The 21,307-nt window shown below is 73.1% G+C and carries 20 protein-coding genes; 9 read left to right on the top strand and 11 right to left on the bottom strand.

Annotated features, from left to right (window positions below):
- The coding region (locus tag VGL20_04560) for a molybdopterin cofactor-binding domain-containing protein (protein HEY2702942.1) at positions 1–1,413 on the top strand (1,413 nt) is incomplete at its 5' end.
- Between the two features lie 6 nt (positions 1,414–1,419).
- Here VGL20_04560 and VGL20_04555 read toward each other — a convergent pair.
- Complete coding sequence (locus VGL20_04555) at positions 1,420–3,252, bottom strand: biotin/lipoyl-binding protein (protein ID HEY2702941.1); 1,833 nt, start codon at positions 3,250–3,252, stop codon at positions 1,420–1,422.
- A gap of 168 nt (positions 3,253–3,420) precedes the next feature.
- Between VGL20_04555 and VGL20_04550 the strand changes: the two genes are divergently transcribed.
- Together VGL20_04550 and VGL20_04545 are read left to right on the top strand one after the other, a co-directional pair.
- Positions 3,421–3,909, top strand: a complete 489-nt coding sequence (locus tag VGL20_04550; protein ID HEY2702940.1) for a MarR family transcriptional regulator — start codon at positions 3,421–3,423, stop codon at positions 3,907–3,909.
- 37 nt (positions 3,910–3,946) lie between these two features.
- Complete coding sequence (locus VGL20_04545) at positions 3,947–4,756, top strand: HlyD family efflux transporter periplasmic adaptor subunit (protein HEY2702939.1); 810 nt, start codon at positions 3,947–3,949, stop codon at positions 4,754–4,756.
- Between the two features lie 19 nt (positions 4,757–4,775).
- Here VGL20_04545 and VGL20_04540 read toward each other — a convergent pair whose 3' ends face one another.
- From VGL20_04540 to VGL20_04520, 5 genes are read right to left on the bottom strand one after another with little or no spacing between them, the layout of a single operon-like run.
- Positions 4,776–6,377, bottom strand: coding sequence for an MDR family MFS transporter (locus VGL20_04540; protein HEY2702938.1), 1,602 nt, complete (start codon positions 6,375–6,377; stop codon positions 4,776–4,778).
- 9 nt (positions 6,378–6,386) lie between these two features.
- Positions 6,387–7,433: an LLM class flavin-dependent oxidoreductase gene (locus VGL20_04535; protein ID HEY2702937.1), complete on the bottom strand. Its 1,047-nt coding sequence runs from the start codon at positions 7,431–7,433 to the stop codon at positions 6,387–6,389.
- Positions 7,433–7,930: an SRPBCC family protein gene (locus tag VGL20_04530; GenBank protein ID HEY2702936.1), complete on the bottom strand. Its 498-nt coding sequence runs from the start codon at positions 7,928–7,930 to the stop codon at positions 7,433–7,435. Before VGL20_04530 ends, VGL20_04535 begins: the two co-directional genes overlap by 1 nt.
- Entirely contained in the window at positions 7,927–10,365 is a 2,439-nt protein-coding gene (locus tag VGL20_04525; GenBank protein HEY2702935.1) for a glycosyl hydrolase family 65 protein, read from the bottom strand. Before VGL20_04525 ends, VGL20_04530 begins: the two co-directional genes overlap by 4 nt.
- Entirely contained in the window at positions 10,362–11,132 is a 771-nt protein-coding gene (locus VGL20_04520; GenBank protein HEY2702934.1) for a beta-phosphoglucomutase family hydrolase, read from the bottom strand. Before VGL20_04520 ends, VGL20_04525 begins: the two co-directional genes overlap by 4 nt.
- A gap of 56 nt (positions 11,133–11,188) precedes the next feature.
- Here VGL20_04520 and gnd point away from each other — a divergent pair, with 56 nt between their 5' ends.
- Complete coding sequence (gene gnd, locus VGL20_04515) at positions 11,189–12,208, top strand: decarboxylating 6-phosphogluconate dehydrogenase (protein ID HEY2702933.1); 1,020 nt, start codon at positions 11,189–11,191, stop codon at positions 12,206–12,208.
- Positions 12,209–12,214: 6 nt separating this feature from the next.
- Here the strand turns inward: gnd and VGL20_04510 are convergent, their stop codons facing one another.
- Positions 12,215–12,448, bottom strand: a complete 234-nt coding sequence (locus VGL20_04510; protein HEY2702932.1) for a hypothetical protein — start codon at positions 12,446–12,448, stop codon at positions 12,215–12,217.
- A 279-nt stretch (positions 12,449–12,727) separates the two neighbouring features.
- On the opposite strand from VGL20_04510, the gene VGL20_04505 reads away from it, so the two are divergent.
- Together VGL20_04505 and VGL20_04500 are read left to right on the top strand one after the other, a co-directional pair.
- A complete protein-coding gene (locus VGL20_04505) occupies positions 12,728–12,946 on the top strand; it encodes a hypothetical protein (protein HEY2702931.1) in 219 nt (72 codons plus the stop codon).
- A 286-nt stretch (positions 12,947–13,232) separates the two neighbouring features.
- Positions 13,233–13,823, top strand: coding sequence for a glycerophosphodiester phosphodiesterase family protein (locus tag VGL20_04500; protein ID HEY2702930.1), 591 nt, complete (start codon positions 13,233–13,235; stop codon positions 13,821–13,823).
- A gap of 7 nt (positions 13,824–13,830) precedes the next feature.
- Here VGL20_04500 and VGL20_04495 read toward each other — a convergent pair whose 3' ends face one another.
- Complete coding sequence (locus VGL20_04495) at positions 13,831–14,025, bottom strand: hypothetical protein (GenBank protein HEY2702929.1); 195 nt, start codon at positions 14,023–14,025, stop codon at positions 13,831–13,833.
- Positions 14,026–14,201: 176 nt separating this feature from the next.
- Here VGL20_04495 and VGL20_04490 point away from each other — a divergent pair, with 176 nt between their 5' ends.
- Positions 14,202–14,984 carry a GntR family transcriptional regulator gene (locus VGL20_04490; protein ID HEY2702928.1) on the top strand — a complete coding sequence of 261 codons (783 nt, stop codon included), beginning with the start codon at positions 14,202–14,204 and terminating at the stop codon, positions 14,982–14,984.
- Here the strand turns inward: VGL20_04490 and VGL20_04485 are convergent.
- Entirely contained in the window at positions 14,945–15,655 is a 711-nt protein-coding gene (locus VGL20_04485) for a hypothetical protein (GenBank protein HEY2702927.1), read from the bottom strand. The genes VGL20_04490 and VGL20_04485 overlap by 40 nt on opposite strands.
- Positions 15,656–15,744: 89 nt before the next feature.
- Positions 15,745–15,981, bottom strand: a complete 237-nt coding sequence (locus VGL20_04480) for a hypothetical protein (protein HEY2702926.1) — start codon at positions 15,979–15,981, stop codon at positions 15,745–15,747.
- A gap of 216 nt (positions 15,982–16,197) precedes the next feature.
- Between VGL20_04480 and VGL20_04475 the strand changes: the two genes are divergently transcribed.
- On the top strand, positions 16,198–16,548 hold the full coding sequence (locus VGL20_04475; GenBank protein ID HEY2702925.1) for a hypothetical protein: 351 nt from the start codon (positions 16,198–16,200) through the stop codon (positions 16,546–16,548).
- A gap of 527 nt (positions 16,549–17,075) precedes the next feature.
- Here VGL20_04475 and VGL20_04470 read toward each other — a convergent pair.
- Entirely contained in the window at positions 17,076–19,946 is a 2,871-nt protein-coding gene (locus VGL20_04470) for a vitamin B12-dependent ribonucleotide reductase (GenBank protein ID HEY2702924.1), read from the bottom strand.
- 405 nt (positions 19,947–20,351) lie between these two features.
- Between VGL20_04470 and VGL20_04465 the strand changes: the two genes are divergently transcribed.
- On the top strand, positions 20,352–21,307 hold a 956-nt coding region (locus VGL20_04465; protein ID HEY2702923.1), incomplete at its 3' end, for a biotin/lipoyl-containing protein.

Below are 21,307 nucleotides of genomic sequence, written 5' to 3'. Positions count from 1 at the left end.
GACCTCACCGGGCACCGCGCCCGCAGCTGGCAGCGGGTGACCCTCGGCGCCGCCGGCGACGGGGTGGTGAGCGGGCTCCGCCACGAGGTGGTGAACGCCGTCGCCGCCCACGACGGCTACGGCGACCCCGCCGGGGTGGGGACTCGCATGCTCTACGCCGTCCCCCACCTCGAGACCGTGCACCGCCAGGTGGCGATGCACCTGCCCGCGGCCACCTTCATGCGGGCACCGGGCGAGGCGCCGGGCAGCTTCGCCCTGGAGTGCGCCCTCGACGAGCTCGCTGCCGCCACCGGCGTCGACCCCGTCGAGCTGCGCCTCCGCAACCACGCCGACCACGACCCCGAGAACGGGCGGCCGTGGTCGAGCAAGCGGCTGCGGGAGTGCTACGCGCTCGCCGCCGAGCGCTTCGGCTGGGCGGCGAGGGATCCGCGCCCCCGCTCCATGACCGACGGCGGCCTGCTCGTCGGCTGGGGGATGGCCACCGCCACCTACCCCTCCGGCCGCGGTGCGGCCACCGCGAGGGTGCGGCTGCTCCCCGACGGCGGTGCCGAGGTGGCGAGCGCGACCACCGACCTCGGCACCGGGATGACGACGATGATGGCCGCGGTGGCCGCCGAGGAGCTGGGGCTGGCGATGGCTGCCGTCCGGGTCGAGATCGGCGACACCCGGCTTCCCGCCGGCGCCTTCTCCGGGGGCTCGACGGGGGCCACCACCAGCGGCGCGGCGGTGCGGGTGGCCGCCGCCGCCGCCCTGGTCAAGGCCGTCGAGCTCGCCGTCGAGGACGAGGCCTCGCCCCTCTACGGCGCTCCCGAGTCCGAGGTCGTGGCCACCGGCGGCGGCATCGAGCTCCGCGGCGACCGCTCACGGCGCGACACCTACGCGGCGATGCTCCGGCGCCTCGGCATCCCCGTGATCGAGGCGACCGTCGAGGCCACGCCCGGCGAGGTCGCCGGCCGGTACAGCATGCACGCCTTCGGCGCCCAGTTCGTCGAGGTGGCGGTCGACCCCGACCTGCTCACGGTGCGGGCGCGGCGGGTGGTCGGCTGCTTCGACGCCGGCCGCATCCTCAGCCCGGTGACCGCCCGCAGCCAGCTCGCCGGCGGCATCATCCAGGGGATCGGCATGGCGCTCACCGAGGGGGGCGCCCTCGACGAGCGCAGCGGCCGGGTGATCGTCCGCGACCTCGTCGACTATCACGTCCCGGTGCACGCCGACATCCCCGCCATCGACGTGCTCTGGGTGGGCGGCGAGGACCCATACGTCAGCGAGGTGGGTGCCAAGGGCATCGGCGAGATCGGCATCACCGGCGTCGCCGCCGCCGTCGCCAACGCCGTCCACCACGCCACCGGCATCCGGGTGCGCGACCTGCCGATCACCGTCGACCGCCTGCTGGGGCGGCGGGCGGAGGGCTGAGCCGGGTCAGCTCAGCGGCTGGCTCGCCAGCGCGCCCGGCGGGGTCACGTCGGGGACGAGGACGTGGTCGCCCTCGGCGAGGCCGGAGACCACCTCGGTGGTGGTGTCTCCCACCAGCCCGGTCCTGACCTCGACCCGCGCCTGGGTGCCGTCGCGGTGGACCACGACGACGTAGCTCCTCCCGCCGGAGTGCTGGATGGCGACGCTCGGCACCGCCAGCACCTGTCGGGCCTCGCCGACCGCGACCGCCGCGTGCGCGGTCATGCCCGAGCGCAGCCGCTGGTCGACGCTGTCGAGGCTCACCGTCACCAGGTAGTTGGTGACGTTCTGGATCAGGGTGGCGATCGGCTGGAGCGCCACCACCGAGCCGGTGAGGGAGACGCCGGGCAGGGCGTCGACGGTCACCTTCACCGCCTGGCCGGGATTGACCCGGGCGGCGTCGAGCTCGGCGACGGTGGCCACCACCTGGAAGCTGTGCACGTCGCTCAGCACCATGAAGGCCTGGGTGGCGGGGGTGCCGCCGGTGGCGAGGCTGGAGCCGCCGAGGGCGCTGCCGGCGGCGGTGTCGGGGAGCGGCGCGGTGCTGCCGGGGGCGCGCGGGGTCTGGTTCTGACCCGCGATCACGGGCTCGCCGGGGGCGCCGTTGACGCTCGCCACGGTGCCGTCGACGGGCGCGGTGAGGGTGGCCTCGCCGACGTTCTGGCGGGCGGTGTCGACCGCCGCCTGGTCGGAGGCGACCACCGCCTGCTGGGCGGCGATCGTGTTCGGCCGGGAGGTGGTCTGCGCGGTGAGGGCGTCCTGCGCCGATTGCAGCGCCGCCTGGGCGTCGCTGACGGCGCGCTCGCCGGCGATCTTGTCCGCCGCCTGCTTCTGGAGGTCGGCGCGGAGCACGGTCTGGTCCTGCTCCACCTTGGCGCTGTCCGATGACACCAGCTGCCGGTCGACGCTCGCCTGCCCGGCGACGATGCCCAGCTGGGTCGAGTCGGTCTGGAGCTGCGCCTGGTCCTGGCTGACCGGCCCGGCGTCGATCGCCGCCTGCTTCTGGTCGGCGGCGAGCGTCTTCTGGTCGGAGGAGAGCCGGTTCTGGTCGCTCTGGACGCGGTTCTGGTCGTTGGTGCATGCGCTGCTCGGCGGCGTCGGCGGGTTGGTGACCGGGCAGTCCTTCGCCTCGGTGGCCTGGTCCTGCTGCAGGGTGGTCTGGTCGGCGGCGACCCGCCCCTGGTCCTTGGCCACCAGCCCCTGGTCGTGGGCGAGGACCGCCTGGTCGCGCTGGAGCACGGCGGTGTCGGCGTCGAGCAGGGCGCGCTCGTGGTCGAGCAGCGTGGTGTCGTGGTTCAGTGCACCCTGGTCCCTGGCGAGCACGGTGGCGTCGCGGGTGAGGAAGGACTGGTCCTGGGCGACCGTCACCGCGTCCTGCTGGTTGGTGAGGTCGGCCTGGCGCTGGGCGTTGGCGAGCGCGGTCTGCGCGGCGTCGACGTTGTGCTGGGCGGTCGACACCGCGTTGCCCGTGATCGTGCCGTTCAGGGTCGCCGCGTCCTGCTGCTGGCGCTGCACCGCCTGGGCGAGCGCGTTCTGGAGGGCGCGGTCGTCGATCTTGGCGAGCACGTCGCCCGCCTTGACGTGGTCGCCGACCTTGACGGTGACCTCGGTGAGCTGGCCGGGCTGCCGGAAGTTGACGTTCTGCTGCTGCACCGGCACCAGCGTGCCCGCCTCGGAGGCGACGGTGCGCACCGTGTCACGGGTGACCACGGCGGTGCGCAGCTTCGGGGCCACCGCGGGAGCGGGGCTCAGCAGGCCGCGGAGCACCAGGGCCACGACGAAGAGGGCGAACACGACCACCGCGGCGCTCGCGAGTTGCGATCGTGTGAGACCAGATCGAATCCGTCCTGCCACGTGGAATCAGCTCCCTTCCTTCCCAGTCGCCGCCGCCCCCGGTGGGGACGGCGAGAGCAGCACCACGCTTCAGCCGGGTCACCCGCCTGAGCGATGCTTTATGCTCGTATAACCATGTTGCAGTCGGAAACCTTCGCTGGACAGACGACGCAGGAATCTCTTGTCGAGGAAGCCATCGAGCTGCAGCGACTGGTGTTCCGGCAGACGCTGTCGACCCCGGAGTGGAGGCGGCTGCAGCTGAGCATGCCGCGGCTCAAGGCGCTGTTCGGCATCGCCTGTCACGGCTCGCTCACCATCGGCGGGCTGGCCCGCGAGCTCGGCGTCAGCCTCCCCACCGCCAGCACCCTGGTCGAGGCGCTGGTCAGCAACGGCTACGCCTCTCGCCGTGAGGACTCCGTCGACCGCCGGCGCACCCTCGCCGAGCTGACCCCGGCGGGCGAGCGGCTGGTCACACGGCTGCGCGAGGGAAGCTCCAAAATGCTCCAGCAGAGCCTCGCCACCCTCGACGAGGACGACCTCGACGCGCTGGTGCGCGGGCTCCGGGCGCTGACCCGGTCACTGACATCGCAGGACGGCGGAGGCGGCGCGGCCGCACCGGCGTAGGGGGCGGACGCCCCCACCACACGGAAGGGATTCGGAGATGGCAGAAGGCGAAGGCGAGCTTCGCGGCCGGCCCGTTCAGGGCGGCGGCAGCCCGCGAACCACACGCACCCGGCGGCCGCCGGCCCCCAAGGCGGCGCCGCCGCCCCCGCCACCCCCGCCGGTCGAGGCGGCGCCGCCCGGCGGCGGGCGGATGAGCGGGCGCACCCGGCTGCTGGCCATCGGCGCCATCGCCCTTCTCGCGGTGATCATCGGCGTGGCCTTCCTCTTCTCGTACCTCACCACCGCGCGCCAGTTCGTCAGCACCGACAACGCCAACATCGACGGCGACGCGATCGTCATCACCGCCCCCGCCAACGGCACCCTGCTGGCCTGGAAGGGACAGCTCGGCAGCTCGTTCCACGCCGGCGACGTGGTCGGGGTGCTCCGCCTCGGCAACGGCAGTGGCGTCAACCCGATCCTGAGCATCCGCGCCCCCCAGGACGGGGTGGTCGCCGCCGAGCACGCCCTCCCCAACGACCAGGTGGCGGCGGGCAGCACCCTCGCGACCGCCTACGACCTCAACCAGGTCTTCGTCACCGCCCGGGTCGACGAGACCGCGATCGGCGACATCAGGCCGGGGCAGACCGCGGACGTCTACGTCGACGCCTTCGCGTCCCCGCTCACCGGCACGGTGCAGCAGGTCGAGAGCGCCGCCGCCTCGGTCTTCTCGCTGCTGCCCCAGAGCAACAGCACCGGCAACTTCCAGAAGGTGACCCAGGAGATCCCGGTGAAGATCCTGCTCACCGACACCAGGGGGCTCCACCTGGTCCCGGGGATGAGCTGCACGGTGAAGATCCACCGCAGCTGACCCGGGCTCGCCTCGAGCTCTAGCCGGGGGGCTTCTGCGCCCTCCCGGTGGGCAGCATCAGGGCGAGCATCACGCCCACCGCGGTGATCCCCGCGGTGAGCAGGAACAGGTCGTCGACGGCGTTGCCGAAGACCTGCACCTGGGTGCCGCGCATCAGCCCGAGCATCGCCCCGGGGCCGCCGCCGGTGACGCCCTGCACCGAGGTCGACCCCGGGGAGACGGCGGGGAGCAGCGCGGCCCTCCCGACCATCTGCTGCGCCTGCTGCGAGGTCATCACCGAGGTGAGCACCGCCAGCCCGAGGGCGGCGGAGCTGCGCTGGATGATGTTGCTGACCGCGCTCGCCCGGCCCACCTTGTTGGTCGGGACCACCGCCATCGCGCCGGTCATGATCGGCATCATCGCCAGCCCCATCCCCAGGCTGCGGATCGACATCCAGACCACCACCTGCATCCGCGTGGTGTCGGCGCTGAGGTTGTGCATCAGGTAGGTGCCGAAGGCGGTGATCAGCAGCCCGATCGCCGCCGGCCAGCGCGCTCCGACACGGTCGAAGAGGCGCCCGCTGATGGGCATGATCACCGCCGTCAGCAGCGCCGAGGGCAGCAGGATGAGGCCGGTGTCGAACGCGCCCAGGCCCTGCCCCTGCTGGATGAAGAGGGGCACGTAGAAGAAGCCCGCCATCAGCCCCGCCATGAGGATGCCGATGAGCAGCGTCGAGTTGGTGAACGCCCAGTAGCGGAAGATCCGCAGGTCGAGCATCGGATGCTCGACGGACAGCTCGATGATCACGAAGATCGCCATCGTCAGGGTGCCGAAGGTGAGCAGGCCGAGGACGCGGTACGAGCTCCAGCCCCAGTTCGAGCCCTCGGAGAGGGCCAGCAGCAGGGAGAAGAGGCTGCTGGACACGAACGCGAAGCCGGCGGAGTCGAGCCGCTGGGTCGTCCCCGCGGGCCAGCGGGGCAGCACCAGCATCGCGGCGGCCAGCCCGAGCATCCCGATCGGCACGTTGATGTAGAAGATCAGCCGCCAGTCGACGTACTCCACCAGGTAGCCGCCCAGGGTGGGGCCGAGGGCGGGGGCGAAGACGATGCCGAGGCCGTAGAGGCCCATCGCCATCCCGATCCGGTCGCGGGGCGCGATCCGGTAGACCATCGCCATCGAGATCGCCGGCAGCAGCCCGCCGCCGACCGCCTGGAGGATGCGGAAGGCGACCAGGCTGTTCAGCCCCCAGGCCAGCCCGCAGAGCGCCGAGCCGATGACGAAGAGGACCATGGCGAGGTTGTAGATCCGCCGCAGCCCGAAGCGGTCGCCCAGCCATCCGCTGACCGGCACCACCACGCCCATCGAGAGCGTGTAGGCGGTGACGATCCACTGGACGTCGTCGTTCGAGGCCCCGAACTGGGTCTGGATCCGGGGGATGGCGACGTTGACGATGCTGGTGTCGAGCACCGCCATGAACATGCCGACCACCACCACGCCCATCGGCACCAGCCAGCTTCGGCTCGGGACGGGCGGCGCCTCGACGGGCGCGGATGCGGGCGGGGGAGGGGGGGCGGTGGGGGTGGTGGTCGCGGTCCGCCGCGAGGGCGGACGGCGTTGCACCACCGATGCGGGTGCCGACACCTTGCAAGTCTACGCGCGGGTCGCGGCGATCTCCCGGATCATCTCGATCGCGCGTCCCAGGGTGGCGAGGCGCGCGTCCAGGGTCTCGCCCGCGGGGTAGAGGCGCACCGTGGTCACCCCCGCCGCGCTCCAGCGCCGCAGCCGCTCCCGCACCATCGCCTCGGTGCCGATCAGGGTGGTGGCGAGCACCATCTCGTCGGGCACCTGGGCGGCGGCGTCGTCGCGCCGTCCCTCGAGCCAGAGCCGCTGCACCTCCGCCGCCACCTCGGCCCAGCCCTGGCGCGCGTAGGCGCGGGCGTAGTAGTTGGTGGTGGCCGAGCCCATGCCGCCGAGCGAGAACGCGAGTCCCGGCTTGCGGCGGGCGACCATCCCCTCCACGTCGTCGCCGAAGGCCACCTCCGCGCCCTGGCAGATGTCGAGCTCGGCGAGCGACCTGCCCGCCCGGGCGGCGCCGGCGGCGAGCGGCTCGAACGAGGTGTCCGCCGCCTCGGGGATGAAGCTGGTGCCGAGCCAGCCGTCGGCGACCTCGCCGGTGAGCTCGAGCATCCGCGGCGACAGGGTGGCGAGGTAGATGGGGATCGCCGGGTTGGCGGGCTGGCTGAGCCGCAGTGCCCGGCCCTCGCCCCCTGGCAGGGGCAGGGGGAAGTGGGTGCCGCGGTGCTCGATGCGCTCGCCGGCGAGGGCGAGGCGGATGATCTCGACGGTCTCGCGCATCCGCCCCAGGGCGGCGCCGTGGCGGATGCCGTGGAGGCCCTCCATCACCTGCGGCCCGGAGGCGCCGAGGCCGAGGCAGTAGCGGTCGCCGGAGATCCTCGCCAGGGTGAGCGCGGTCATCGCGGTCATCGCCGGGGTGCGCGCGCCCAGCTGCATGATCCCCGAGCCGAAGTGCATCCGCTCGGTGCGGGCGGCGAGGAAGCCGATCGGCGTGGCCGCGTCGCAGCCCCAGGCCTCCGCGACCCAGCACATCTCGGCGCCGAGCCGCTCCGCCTCGCAGACGTAGGCGACGAGCTGGTCCCAGGGCGCCTGCTCGGCGGCGAGCTGGATGGCGACCCGCATCAGGACGAACCCGTCTCGGCCAGCCTCTTGATGCCCCGCAGCGTGGCCTCCATGTTGCCGCGGTGCTCGGCCAGCCGCCGGTCGATGATCCGCTCCTCCCTGTCGGGCATCCGCTCGATCGCGGCGTTGAGGCCGGAGGGGGCGGGACCGAGCCGCATCCACTGGCGCAGCCGGGTGCCGCCGCCGTCGGGCTCGAGCTCGAAGCGCCACTGCGCCGACGGGTGCGCCGGGTCGCCGACCGCCCAGCCGAAGCGGCGCTCGGGCTCGAAGTCGACCACGGTGCAGCCGGTGTGCCAGTCGCCGATGGCGTCGTGATGGTTGTGGCCGGTGAAGCGGGCCCCGAGCGCCGGGCCCTCGCCGTCGTGCCACTCGCCGCGGACGAACTCCGTGCTGAAGCGTCCGGGCAGGTCGATGTCGCAGACCAGCGGCCACACCGCCGCCGGCGGGGCCTCGACGCGGATCTCGGCCTCGGTGGAAGGCCCCTCCTGGTACCTCACGGCGGTGCTCCCTCGGGTGGGTTCGCTGAGGAGACCGATGGTACCGAGGGGGCCACCGGCACCGACGAGCTGGCGGCGACCCAGCGCAGCGGGGCGCGGCGGCGCGCCGGCTGCCGCCCCGGCGGTTGGCCGGGGCGCTGTCGCGCCGGCGCCTCGGGGATGGGCAGGACGAGGTCCTTCCCGGTGAGGGTCACCGGCTCGCCGTGATGGGCGATCTCCAGCGGCGGCCCCGATCCGAGACGGTAGCGGGCCTTGTCGTGGGTCACCTCGACCCGGATCCACCGCCCCTTGAAGCCGAGGCCGAAGGCCAGCCGGCCCAGCGCCGGCGGCAGCCGGGGCGCGAAGGTGAGCCGGCCGTCGTGGTCGCGCATCCCCCCGAAGCCGGCGACCGCGGCGATCCAGGCCCCCGCCAGCGAGGCGATGTGGATGCCGTCGCCGGTGTTGTGCTCGAGGTCGTCGAGGTCCATCAGGGCGGCCTCGGCGAAGTAGTCGTAGGCGAGGTCGAGGTGGCCGACCTCCGCCGCCAGCACCGCCTGGGTGCACGCCGAGAGCGAGGAGTCGCGGACGGTGAGGGCCTCGTAGTAGGCGAAGTTCCGGGCCTTGTCGTCCTCGCGGAAGGCGTCGCCACGGAGGTGCATCGCCAGCACCAGGTCGGCCTGCTTGACCACCTGCTTCCGGTACAGGTCGAAGTACGTGTAGTGGAGCAGCAGCGGGTAGTGGTCCTCCGGCGTGTTCGCGAAGTCCCACACCTGGTGGCGGGTGAAGCCCTCCGACTGGGGATGCACGCGCAGCCGCTCGTCGTAGGGCACGAGCATGGTCTTGGCCGCGTCCCGCCAGCCGGCGGTCTCCTCGTGGTCGACCCCGAGCGCCGCGGCGCTCTCCGGGTACCGCTCGGCGGCCGCCGCGGCGGCATGGAGGTTCCGCTGCGCCATCAGGTTCGTGTAGACGTTGTTGTCGGAGAGCGCGCTGTACTCGTCGGGACCGGTGACCCCGTCGATGCGGAACACGCCGTCGAAGTCGTGGTGGCCGAGCGAGCGCCAGAGCCGGGCCGTCTCGACGAGCAGCTCGGTGCCGACCTCGCGCATGAAGTCCTCGTCCTCGGAGGCCTCGTGGTAGCGGGACACCGCGTCGGCGATGTCGGCGTTGACGTGGAACGCGGCGGTGCCCGCCGGCCAGTACGCGGAGCACTCGTGCCCGCGGATGGTGCGCCAGGGGAACGCGGCCCCCTTCAGGTTCAGCTGCCGGGCGCGCTCGCGGGCGAGGTCGAGGATGGAGTGGCGCCAGCGCAGCGCGTCGGCGGCGGCGTCGGGCGCGGTGTAGGTGAGCGCCTGGAGGACGAAGGTCTCGGTGTCCCAGAAGGCGTGGCCGTCGTATCCCGGGCCGGTCAGCCCCTTCGCGGGGATGGCGCGCCGCTCCGCCCGCGCCCCCGCCTGCAGGGTGTGGAAGAGCGCGAAGCGCAGCGCCTGCTGCAGCTCGGCGTCGCCGTCGAGCTCGACGTCGCCGCACCGCCAGAAGTCGTCGAGGTACTCGCGCTGGTGGGCCAGCAGCTTCTCCCAGCCGGTGTGGCGCGCCTCGGCGACGGCCGCGTCCACCTGGTCGCGCACCGAGGCCAGCGACCGCCGGCTCGACCAGGCGTAGCCGAGGTACTTCACGATCCGCAGCTTCTGCCCGGGCTCGAGGTCGGTGGTGATGGTGAGCCGGGCCAGGTCCGGGCCGCTCTCGATCAGGGTGCCGTACCGCCCGCTGCACTGGATCTCGTGGTCCATGCCCGCGGCCATCCGCAGCCCGCTCGCCCGGGTGGTGTGCGCCAGCATCGCGCGCTGGTCGCGGGAGACGAACATCTCCGACTGCAGCGGCGCCGCCAGCACCGCGGCGGCCCGCGGGTCGCGGGACATCTGCGGCATCGGCTCGTTGGCCTCCAGCTCCGACTGGACCACGATCCGGACGGCGACGTCGACCGGCTCGACCTCGTAGAGGATGGCGGCGACCGACCGCTGCACGAACGACACCAGCCGGACCGAGGAGACCCGGACGCGGCGCCGCGCCGGCGACTCCCACTCGGTGGCCCGGCGCAGCACCCCGGCGCGGAGGTCGAGCACCCGCTCGTGCGCGAGCACGCGTCCGTAGCGAATGTCGAAGGGCTCGTCGTCGACGAGCAGCCGGATGATCTTGCCGTTGGTGACGTTGACCACCGTCTGCCCGTCCTCGGGATAGCCGTATCCCGCCTCGGCGTAGGGCAGCGGGCGCACCTCGTAGAAGCCGTTGAGATAGGTGCCGGGAAGGCCGTGCGGCTCGCCCTCGTCGAGGTTGCCGCGCAGCCCGATGTGCCCGTTCGAGAGCGCGAACACCGACTCCGCCTGGGGGAGGACGTCGATGTCGACGTGCGACTCGCCGACCGACCAGGGATCGACGAAGAACGCGGGATGGGGGATCACCGCGGCCCCAGCAGCTCGGCGAGGTCGGAGACGACGACGTCGGCGCCGTGGCGGAGCAGCTCCTCGGCCTGCCCGACCCGATCGACCCCGACCACGTAGGCGAAGCCACCGGCGCGGCCCGCCTCCACCCCGGCGAGCGCGTCCTCGAACACCGCCGCCCGGGCGGGCTCGACGCCGAGCTGGCGGGCGCCCTCGAGGAACGTGTCCGGGGCGGGCTTGCCGCGGAGCCCCAGCCGGTGGGCGACGAGGCCGTCGACCACCACCTCGAACAGGTCGTCGATCCCGGCGGCGGCGAGGATGTCCCGGCAGTTGGCGCTCGACGAGACCACCGCCCGGCGGAGTCCGGCGTCGGCCACCGCGCGAACGTAGCGCACCGATCCCGGGTACACCTCCACCCCCTGCTCGCGGATCACCCGGAGAACCAGCTCGTTCTTGCGGCCGGAGAGGGCGGCCACCGTCTCCGCGCCGGGGGGGTCGCCGGGGCCGCCCTCGGGGAGGGTGATGCCCCGCGAGGCGAGGAAGCCGCGCACCCCGTCCTCGCGCGGCCGGCCGTCGACGTACTCGTTGTAGTCGTGCTGCTCGAAGGCGGTGAACGGCTCGCCGGTGCGTGCCGCCCGGTCCCGCAGGTAGCCGTCGAACATCTGCTTCCAGGCGGCGAAGTGCACCGTGGCCGTCCGGGTGAGCACGCCGTCGAGGTCGAACAGGCAGGCGACCACCGCCGCCGGCAGCCCCAGCGCGGGGGTCACGTCGGATCGAGTGCCGGTCACCGATGGGTCATGATGCCGGCAGCGCCGTGGACGCACCCATCAGTGGAGGATGCTCGATGCAGCTGGGCATGATCGGCCTGGGACGGATGGGCGCGAACCTGGTGCGCCGGCTGATGCGTGCCGGGCACGAGTGCGTGGTCTTCGACGTCAATCCCGAGGCGGTGGGCCGCCTCGAGGCCGAGGGGGCGATCGGCGCCGCCTCGCTCGACGACTTCGTCGCCAGGCTGACGGTGCCGCGTGCCGCCTGGATCATGGTGCCGGCGGCGCTCACCGGTCGCACCGTCGACGAGCTCGCCGAGCGCATGGACGCCGGCGACATCATCATCGACGGCGGCAACTCCTACTACCGCGACGACATCCATCGCGCCGCGGCGCTGACCGGGCGCGGCCTCCACTACGTCGACGTCGGCACCAGCGGTGGCGTCTGGGGGCTGGAGCGCGGCTACTGCCTGATGATCGGCGGTGAGACCGAGGTGGTGGACCGGCTCGATCCGATCTTCCGCACCATCGCACCGGGCATCGACGCGGCGCCCCGCACCCCCGGGCGTGTGGGCGATCCCACCCCCGCCGAGATGGGCTACCTGCACTGCGGACCCTCCGGCGCGGGCCACTTCGTGAAGATGGTGCACAACGGCATCGAGTACGGCCTCATGGCGGCCTACGCCGAGGGGCTGAACGTGCTGCGCAACGCCAACGTGGGCAAGCGGGAGGTGGTCGGAGACGCCGAGACGGCACCGCTCACCAACCCAGAGTACTACCAGTACGACATCGATGTCGCCGATGTGACCGAGGTCTGGCGCCGGGGGAGCGTGGTCGCCTCCTGGCTGCTCGACCTCACCGCCAAGGCGTTCGTGGAGTCCCCGAGGCTGGAGGCGTTCGGGGGCCGGGTCTCCGATTCCGGCGAGGGGCGCTGGACGGTGCTCGCCGCCGTCGACGAGGGCGTGCCCGCCAACGTGCTGAGCGCCGCCCTCTACGGCCGCTTCAGCTCCCGCGGGCTCGCCGACTTCGGCGATCGCATCCTGTCGGCGATGCGCAAGGAGTTCGGCGGCCACGTCGAGCGGGCCGCCGGCGAATGAGCGGCCTCAGAGGCTGATCGGCCGCATCCCCCGCTGCCAGGCCGGGGTCGGCTCGGAGGTGACCGCCACCGGGCGGCCGCCGCCGTCGAAGGCGCAGCCGGGACAGTTCACCGGGTGCACCCGTGGAGGCACCGGCGCGGACGCCGTGGCGGTGCTGACCACGACCGCCGGCCAGGGGGTGAGGTGGAGGGCGCCGGCGCGCCGTGGGGTGGAATGTGGAGGGCGGCGGGGGTTGGTCACGGTAGGGTTCCTCTGGGCCTGATGTCACCATGACGAGGCTGACGCACCGAGGTGGGCGGCGGCTTCGGCGCTCCTTGCCAAGCCGCCCCGCCGGACGATGGTGCGGCCCGCCCAGCATCATCGCCAGGATGTCTCGAGATCGGCCGAACGCACAGACCGCACCGCCCGATCCCGCTCCAGGTGCACGGCCACGCCATAACCGGGGGGAGGGCATTTCTCATCCCCTGCACAATCCCCGCGGTGACGCGCGCCGCTACCCTGGGGCGAGGAGGTCACCGAATGCCCATGCCCGAACCGGCCTCGCGGGAGCTGCCCGCGATCTACCTCGCCGACCCGTTCGCGACCGGGCCGGTGCTCTGTCCGTGGTGCACGGGAGAGGTGGTCATCGAGGCCATCGCCGCCCACGGCCGCGGCGCCCGCCGCACCGCCTCCTGCCGCGGATGCGGTCTGCGGATGTCGCAGGAGACCCGTCCGATCCCCGGCCGCCGGGTGGCGTGACCCGCTGACCGCGCGGCTCTCGAGGCGGTCGAGGCTTCGGTGGATCGCCCACGCAGGTCTGGCGGCGGCGCGTCCGGGGGGAGCGCCGACCCGGGACACCCTTGCCGACGCCCTCCGCATCCACGTCGACTGGATCGAGCTCGACGTCTGCGTCAGCCGTGACCGGCGGCTGCTGCTCCGTCACGACCGCCGCCTCCCCTCCGGCCGCCGGGTCGAGCAGCTGACCGCCGCGGAGCTGCGCGCCGAGTGCGGCGATCTGCTCTGCCTCGACGACGCCGTCGAGGTGGTGGGCGGGCGGATCCCGGTGGTGCTCGACCTCAAGGGCCCCGCGGTGGCGCCGGTGCTGGCCGGCTGGCTGGCGCGGCGCCGCGACCCCGAGGCCTTCGCGGTCTCCGGCGACGTCGAGGGGGACCTGCTCGAGCTCCGGCGGCGGGCGCCGCGGGTGCCTCGCTGGCGCAGCCTCCCCGGGATCCCCACCGGCCCCTCGCCCTGGATCCGCACCGTCGCCGGCATCGCCTGCCGCCGCCGCGACCCCCGCGGCCTCGCCCCGCTCGCCGCCGGCGTGCTGAGCGCGGCGCGCGCCCCCCGCCAGCGGCGCATCGAGCTGCTCCACCTCGCCGCCCTCCCCTGGCGCCGCGACCTCCCCGTGCACCTCGCCCGGCTCAGCGGGGAGGTCGCCGCCGCCGGGGTGGTGGTGGCGCACCGGGCGGTCAGCCCTGAGCTCTGCGACACCGCCGCCCGGCTCGGCCTGCCGGTCGCCGCCTGGACCGTCAACCGCCTCGAGGCGGTGCACCGGGTGATGCGCTGCGGCGTCGGCATCATCGTCACCGACCGGGTGGTGCCGCTGCGCCTGGGGCTGGCCGGCTACGACGAGTGAGACCGGGTCAGCGTCCCCCCCACCGGGTGGGCCGGAGCAGGACCCAGATCACCACTCCCAGCCAGGCCGCCGCCACCGTCCCGAAGACGAGCGCCTCCTGCTGCCGGCCCTCGCGGGCGGACCGGATGGCGAACGCGACCCAGACGAGCACGAACGCCGCGTAGATGACGCGGAGCGCCGCCGTCGTGGCCCGTCCCACCATCCTGGGAGGCTATCACCTGCCCGGCCGTTCCGTCCGTTCGGGTGAGCCCCTCCGGCGCCGCGCCCGGACGGGTTCCAACCGACCCTCCTGCTGACGCCGCTCCGGCAGGCCGGCCCGCCCAGATGACCGATGTTTCGACCTTACGAATGTACGGACATTCGTGTATCGTGACGCCGATGCAGGCACTCGACCGGGCCAGTCCGCTGCCGCTCTGGGCCCAGCTGACCGAGGAGCTGCGCCGCCGCCTCCTCGCTGCCGAGCTCGACGGCCGGCTGCCCCCCGAGGCCCGGCTCGCCGCCGACTACGAGGTCAGCCGCCAGACCGTGCGGGAGGCGATCCGCAGGCTCCGGGAGGCCGGCCTGGTCACCGCCGCGCGCGGCCGCGGCACCTTCGTCCGCGGCCTCGATGCGGCGGCTCCGACGGCGGCCCGGCCCCGCAGCCTGCTCGCCGCGGTGGAGGCGGCGCCGGGCTGGCGGGTCCGGGTGCTCCGGCTCGACCGCAGCGCGGAGCCGAGGGCGGCCGCCGAGCTGGGGCTGCCCGCCACCGCCCCGCTCCTCCACCTCGAACGGCTCTGGACGGTGGACGGCCTCCCCGCGGCCCATGACCGGGTCTGGCTCCCCGGGGCCGGCGCCGCGCCGCTGCTCGACGTCGACTTCGCCTCCATCCCCCTCCACGCCGCGCTCGACCGGTGGTGCGGGCTGCGGGTCGACGCCGGCTCCGAACGGGTCGGCCTCGCCGTCCCGAGCGGCGAGCCCCGCCGCCTCCTCGGCCTCGAGAAGCGTCAGACCGTGCTCGCGGTCGAGCGCCTCGGCCGCGCCGGCGAGCGCCCGGTGGAGTGGGGCGAGACCCTGGTCCGGGGCGACCGTTGCGGCCTGCTGGTGGAGTGGTCCCCCGCCGGCCGCGGCTGCGCAGTCGAGCCTCAGCCGCCGAGCACCGCCCGGCGAGCCACCCCGGCGTAGTCGGCGCAGGTGTGCACCTCGGACCCGGACATGCACATCACCCCACCGGCGTTCGCCGGGCTCGCGTCCGACCAGAAGCACATCGTCATCGCGGGCAGGCCGCTGCCCGACGCGCTGAGGCAGGTGAAGCTCTCGCCGCCGCTCGCCGCGACCGTGGGCGCGCCCACCGAGAACGCCCCCGAGCCGTAGCCCATGCTCTGCCCGGTGAACGCCCGCAGGCTCTGGACGGCGTCCTGGGCGACCCCCTTCTCGGCGAACACCATGTGCCCGGGCACGCCCGCGGCGCCGTTCGGAGAGTAGGCGGCGAAGACCACCGACGTGATCTGCGGCTCCAGCGCGCGCAGCATGTCCTGCACGGTGGAGACGGCGCGGTCGTACTCGCCACCGCCGAGCCGGTGCTCGCCGGCGATGCTGTCCGGGGTGACCAGACCGCCGTCATTGTGGCGGACCAGCATCACCGCGGCGGCGGCGCCGGCGACGAGCAGCAGCACCCAGGGGATCACGGTGACCCGGGCGGCCGCGGACGCCCGTGGCGGCGGTGGCGGTGGCGGCGCCCACGCCGGAGCCGGCGGCGGCTCGCCCTCACCGGGGTCGGGCTCCACCGCCTCCACGGGCGCGGTCTCGCGGATGCTCCAGCCCTGCCCCCCGGAGGGCGGCTCGTCGATCGGCATGGTGACCATCGTCGGGCGCGGGGCGCACGGCCCGGTGGTCTCCCGGTGACGATCCGCAGCGGCCCGGGCTCAGCCCCGGAGGTGGCCGCCTACCGCCCGGACTTCTGCTGGCGGCGGCGCGAGCGCGCGCTGGTGTCCTCGGGCACGATCGCGAACACGGCGGCGACGACGGCGTCGTCGCCCTCGACGAAGGCCCCCGCACAGGTCGAGCAGAGGCTCTTCGGCGAGTAGGCGTGGACGATGCTCCGGGCCTCACTCTCGGCGCCGCATCCGTCGCACACTCCGGGACCGCCATCGGGGGTGACGGGGACGGTCTGCCGGGCCATGCCAGCACCCTACCACTCTCACGGAGACGAGGACGGGCGGCGCGAACCGCGCCGCCCGGATCCCTGCACCGCTCACTCAGCTGTGGAGTCTTTGCCAGCGTCGCCCATGCCGTTGATTTGCGGTCATAGGTGTTCGCCGGTTCCGATGGACGGCGGAATCGATCACCGCTGGTCGAAGTACACTGGTTGTCGAAGAAGACTTGGGAGACAGTTTGAATGGCGGCGACGCTGAGGGTGTCGAGGAAGTCGGGCCTTATGAATTCGGTCCCCTCCGCGGGCCGCATCATTGTGGAAGGCAATAAGGATTTCGCGATCGTCCTCGACGGTCAAGCCGTTGGTTCCATCGCTCCCGGCTCTACTGTCGACGTACCGGTCGATCCCGGCAGCCACACGTTGCGTATCAAGTCGCCCCGCCACGAAAGTCCGGAGCGCAGGTTCAAGATTGGTGATGGTGAGGTCGTAACCTTCTCCACTCGCCATGCGACCTTTTGGCCGGAGTTGGTGGCTGCGATGATCAAACCCGACCGGTGGATCTCGCTCAAGGAGAAGACCGAGCGCGCGCTGTGAGGACGCGCTTGATCGATCAGACAAGCCCCCGGTACTTGGTCGCCTGGAGCCGACATCAAATCGGCTCTAGAGCGTCAATAAGTCCGCTCTGACCAGGCTTCTCCAACCTGGTCGGTCTCCCCAGGAAGAAGGACCGGGCCCAGGATCGCGGAGACGACCTCCTGAAGAGCGTTCGAGAACCTCAGAGTCCGAGCAGCTGCTGGAGGCCGCGACCGATCGCGGCACCCTGGGTGGCCGTGCATCGGGTGGGACGGGGCGACCAGGGAGGGGTCGGGTTCAGGGCATTGGTCGGGATGAGATGGATGTCGAAGGCCGATGACGAACCCGGCGGTGGCGTTCCAGGCGTCGTCGGAGAGGATGGCGAACAGCACCCAAATTGGGTGCCAGAGCGAACTCTGGCTCGGCGAGGACCGGGGGCTTGATCCACAAGCCCCCGGTCCCCCGTGATCTTCCGCCGGCGGCTACCGAGCGCTGACGCCCGCGCCACGCGGCGTCCCGCTCGGAGCCGACTTTTTGTCGCCTCACACTCAGCTGCAGCCGCTGGTGCCTCCGCAGTTGAGGCACTTGTAGCAGGCTCCCGAGCGCACCATCAGGCTGCCGCAGTCGCTGCAGGAGGGAGCGTCCTCCTGGTTGAGGAAGGCGGTGGGCGCGGTGCGGCTCACCACCGGCACGTCGTGGCGGGCCGCCGCCACCGCGGGCGCCGCGACGATGCGTGTCTCCAGCTGGGGCTCGTCACCGGGCTCGGTGCCGTCGCGGCGGATGATGCCGAGCGCATCGCGCTCCTCCCAGGGCAGGAACCGCGAGGCCAGCCAGCGGAAGATGTAGTCCATGATCGACTTGGCGATCGGGATCTCGGGGTTGCCGGTGTAGCCGCTGGGCTCGAACCGCGCGTGCGAGAACTTGTCGACCAGCACCTTGAGCGGGACGCCGTACTGCAGGGTGAGCGAGATCGCGGTGGCGAAGCTGTCCATCAGGCCGCTGACCGTCGATCCCTCCTTGGCCATCTTCACGAAGATCTCGCCGGGGGTGCCGTCCTCGTAGAGGCCGACGGTGATGTAGCCCTCGTGGCCGCCGATCTCGAACTTGTGGGTCACCGCCTGGCGCTCGGAGGGGAGGCGGCGGCGCAGCGGCCGGTCGGCGGTCTGCTTGGCGCCGGTGGTGCTGGCGATCGTCGTGCCCACCGGCTGGCTGCGCTTGCTGCCGTCGCGGTAGATGGCGAGCGCCTTCAGCCCCATCTTCCAGGCGTCGAGGTAGGCGCGCTCGACGTCGTCGACGGTCGCGTCCTGGGGCATGTTCACCGTCTTGGAGATGGCGCCGGAGAGGAACGGCTGGACCGCGCCCATCATCCGCACGTGCCCCTGCCAGGCGATCGACCGGGTGCCGCCGGCGGGCTTGAAGGCGCAGTCGAAGACGGCGAGGTCCTCCTCGCGCAGGTGGGGCGCGCCCTCGATGGTGTCCTTGGCGTCGATGTGGGCGACGATGTCCTTGACCGCCGCCTCGCCGTAGCCGAGCCGGCGCAGCGCCAGCGGCACGGTGCGGTTGACGATCTTCAGCATCCCGCCGCCGACCAGCTTCTTGTACTTCACCAGCGCGATGTCGGGCTCGACCCCGGTGGTGTCGCAGTCCATCATGAATCCGATGGTGCCGGTGGGCGCCAGCACCGTCGCCTGGCCGTTGCGGTAGCCGTGCACCGCGCCCAGCTCGTGGGCCTCGTCCCAGGCGCGTCGCGCCGCGGTGAGCAGCTGGGCCTCGACGTGGTCGTCGGCGATCCGGTAGGCGGCCTCACGGTGCTTGCCGATCACCCGCAGCATCGGCTGCCGGTTCTCCGCATAGCCGGCGAAGGGGCCCACCTCGCGGGCGATGCGCGCCGACTGCGCGTAGGCCTCGCCGGTCATGACCGCGGTGATGCAGGAGGCCAGCTCGCGTCCCTGCGGCGAGTCGTAGGGCGCGCTCCGCGCCATCAGCAGGGCGCCGAGGTTGGCGTAGCCCAGCCCCAGCGGCCGGTAGCGCTCGCTGTTCTCGGCGATCCGCGGGGTCGGGTAGCTGGCGTTGCTGACCAGGATCTCCATCGCGGTGATGGTGATGCTGACCGCATGCCGGAACCCGGCGACGTCGAAGGTGCCGTCCTCGCGGAGGAAGGTCATGAGGTTGAGCGAGGCGAGGTTGCAGGCCGAGTCGTCGAGATACATGTACTCGCTGCAGGGGTTGCTCGCGTTGATCCGCCCCGAGTTCGCCGAGGTGTGCCAGTCGTTGATGGTGGTGTCGTACTGCATGCCGGGGTCGCCGCACTGGTGCGCCGACTCCGCCATCAGCCGCATCAGCTCGCGCGCCTTCACGGTGTGGAGGATGCGCTCGGAGTCGGTGACCGCCCGCAGGTGCCAGTCCCGGTCCTCGATCACCGCGCGCATGAAGTCGTCGGTGACCCGGACCGAGTTGTTGCTGTTCTGGAAGAAGATCGACGCGTAGGCCTCGCCGGTGAAGGCGCCGTCGTAGCCGGCCTCGATCAGTGCCCAGGCCTTGCGCTCCTCGGTCACCTTGCAGGTGATGAACTCGCGGATGTCGGGATGGTCGACGTTGAGGATCACCATCTTGGCGGCGCGCCGGGTGGTGCCCCCCGACTTGATGACTCCCGCGAATGCATCGAAGCCGCGCATGAAGGAGACCGGGCCGCTGGCCGCGCCGCCGCCGGCGAGCGCCTCCTGCGAGGAGCGGATCGGGCTGAGGTTGGTGCCCGTGCCGCTGCCGTACTTGAAGAGCATGCCCTCGGTGTGGGCCAGCTTCAGGATCGAGTCCATGGTGTCGTCGACGCTGTTGATGAAGCACGCCGAGGCCTGGGGACGGGTGCCGGGCACCCCCACGTTGAACCAGACCGGGCTGTTGAACGACATCATCTGGTGGAGCACCAGGTGGGTCAGCTCGTCCTGGAAGGCGCGGGCCGACTCGGGCCCGGCCAGGTAGCCGCCCTCGAGGCCCCAGGCGGCGATGGTGTCGGCCACCCGGGAGATCACCTGGCGGACGCTGGTCTCGCGCCGCGGGGTGTCGAGGGGGCCGCGGAAGTACTTGCTCACCACCACGTTGGTGGCCATCTGCGACCACGACGCCGGGATGTCGCAGTCGCGCTGCTCGAAGACGGTCTCGCCCTTCTCGTTGCCGATGGCGGCGGTGCGCTTCTCCCACTGCACCGCGTCGTAGGGGTGGACCCCCTCGCGGGTGAAGCGCCGCTCGATCCGGAGGCCGCCGGGGGCGGTGCCGGTGGTGCGCCGCTCCCCCTTCTGGCCGCGGCCGGCGGCGGACTCACCCCGGCGTCCCGCGCGCACGCCGCGCACGTCCGCCGCGGGCTGGGGGGCCGAGGCGTCGAGGTCGTCGGACGATCCGGAGGAGGGCAGGGGGTTATCCACGGTTGGGTCTCCGAACAGGGCTGAGGTCCGCTGCGTGCGGGTGACGTCGAGTGGGGCTACGCAGCTCCCGACCCGTCTCCCCAGGGCTTCCCGGGAGGAAGTCCATTTTCCCACATGATTCCCACATGTTGGGGTTGCGGCGGCAGGAGGCCCCTAGATATTGAGCTTCTGGGCAGGCGCCGTCAAGGGCCCCACGACCCGTTTCCGAGGATCACCCGCCCGGGCTGCGAGCGGGTCCGGTGCGCGGTCTGCATCGCCCGGATCGAGGTGCCGATCAGCGAGGAGTGGCAGCGCCGCCGCCGGGTTGCCCACCTGAGCTGATCGCCGGGTCCGCGCCGACTCCGTCCGCGCGCGCCGAGGTGCCACCATAGGGGCGGACACACCCAGCGAGGTCGACGAGGAGACATGCCTGACACCGTGCCGGTGACCCTGCCCACGATGGGCGAGTCGGTCACCGAGGGAACCATCGTCGAGTGGCGACGGAAGCCCGGAGAGGCGGTCACCGAGGGTGAGGTCCTCGCCGACGTGACCACCGACAAGGTGGACGTGGAGGTGCCCGCGCCGGCCAGCGGGGTGCTCGTCCGCGTCCTCGTCGAGGCCGGGTCGTCCGCCGCCGTGGGCGCGGTGATCGGCGAGATCGCCGCCGGCGCCACCGCCGGTGCCCCCGCCCCCGCCCCCGCCCCCGCCCCGGGCGGCGACGGGCGGGCGCCCGCGTCCGCGACCCCGCCTCCGCCCGCACCAGCGCCCGCACCCGCACCGAAGCCGGCCGCGCGCGGCCGCGGGCGCGCCGCCGTCCCCTCGGGGAACGGCACCGAGCCCGCCGCCCCCGCCGAGGGCGTCGACGTCACCCTGCCCCCGATGGGCGAGTCGGTGACCGAGGGCACCGTCAGCCGCTGGCTGAAGCAGGTCGGCGACCCGGTCACCCGCGACGAGCCGCTGGTGGAGGTGACCACCGACAAGGTCGACGTCGAGGTCCCCGCCCCGGCCACCGGGCGCCTCGCCGAGATCCGCGCCCAGCCCGGTGCCTCGGTCCAGGTGGGCGGCGTGCTCGGCGTGGTCGCCGCCGGTGCCGCCGCCGAGACCGAGGAGCCCGCGCCCGCGCCCTCGCCCGAGCCCCGCGCCGCGGCCGCCCCCGCCCCCGCCCCCGCGCCGGTGGCCGCCGCCGGCGGGGACGGGGACGGCGCCGTGGCCGAGCCCCCCGCACCCCCGGTGGCACCGACCTCGCCGCACCGGCCCGACCCGGCCGCCTCGCCGCTGGCCCGGCGCGCCGCCGCCATCCAGGGCGTCGACCTCGCCACGGTGCGGGGCAGCGGTCCCGCCGGGCTGGTCCGCGGCGGCGACGTCACCGCGGCCGCCTCGGC

The sequence above is a fragment of the Candidatus Dormiibacterota bacterium genome, from assembly GCA_036495095.1.
Taxonomy (GTDB): Bacteria; Chloroflexota; Dormibacteria; order Aeolococcales; family Aeolococcaceae; genus CF-96.
This window is presented reverse-complemented; position numbering and strand designations above follow the sequence as displayed.